Source organism: Pedobacter sp. 01N416 (assembly GCF_056399685.1).
Window position 1 is genome coordinate 1 of record NZ_JBFTRT010000960.1, and the last position, 879, is coordinate 879.

Annotated in this window: 1 protein-coding gene; it reads left to right on the forward strand. The window is 40.3% G+C overall.

Going from position 1 to position 879, the window contains the following annotated elements:
• Window positions 1-291 precede the first annotated feature (291 nt).
• A complete protein-coding gene (locus AC1DND_RS28680; protein WP_477586343.1) occupies window positions 292-852 on the forward strand; it encodes a helix-turn-helix domain-containing protein in 561 nt (186 codons plus the stop codon).
• Window positions 853-879 lie beyond the last annotated feature (27 nt).

The window sequence follows — 879 nt, forward strand, 5'->3', positions numbered from 1 at the left end:
ACTTACGACAATCAACTTACTGATTGTTAATAAGTTATGTTAATATTTCTCCACCAATTTCTTGGAGGTTTACCACTATTTTTCGCATTTTTGTTGCTCATTTGTTGCTCGAGCGACTGAAATTTTTCCCAAAAAAATCATGGGTGAAATTATGTCGCTTATCGACACTTAACGACACTAAAAAACATTAAACGGCGCTAATAAGCCACTATTTGAGGGGGAAATTACCACCGATGTTTTAGGGTCTAAAAGTCCTGTCGACCTGCAGCAGATGCAGCAAAAAAGGATGAAATGAGTAGCAATATAACAGTTGAGCGAATCTGCGAACACTGCGGTAAGACATTCTTGGCAAAAACCACGGTCACGAAGTACTGCAGCCTGAATTGTAACAGGCGGCACTACAAACAAAAAATCCGTAATATAAAGATTACTGCCAGCAATGAACAGACGCTTAGTATCCGTACAAAAGCGATCAATGACCAGCCCGCAGAGTTCCTTACGGTGAAACAGGCCGCGCGCCTGCTTCATTGCAGTGAAAGGATAATTTATCAGCAGATCAAAAATGGCAGGATTAAAGCAATACAGCTTAGCGAACGGAAAACACTGATCAAAAGAAAGCATCTGGATAAGGCCTTTAAACAGATCGATTTCCAGCCGGTTCAGCGAACTGAAAGAACTAAAAATCCTGCATTAGTCTACTGCATAAGTATGGCTGATGCCCAACAGCATTTTGGTATATCAGAAAAAGCACTTTATGACCTGATCAAACGGAACGATCTCGAAGTATTCTCTAGCGGAAAGTTCAGCTATGTACTCCGCTCAGCATTGAATCAAATATTCTATAAAAGTTAATAAGTTATGGGAAGCGTTACACTCAGA

Bases quoted from the DNA above. Each gene is read 5' to 3' on its own strand.
- AC1DND_RS28680 (WP_477586343.1), top strand. From the start codon at position 292: ATGAGTAGCAATATAACAGTTGAGCGAATCTGCGAACACTGCGGTAAG.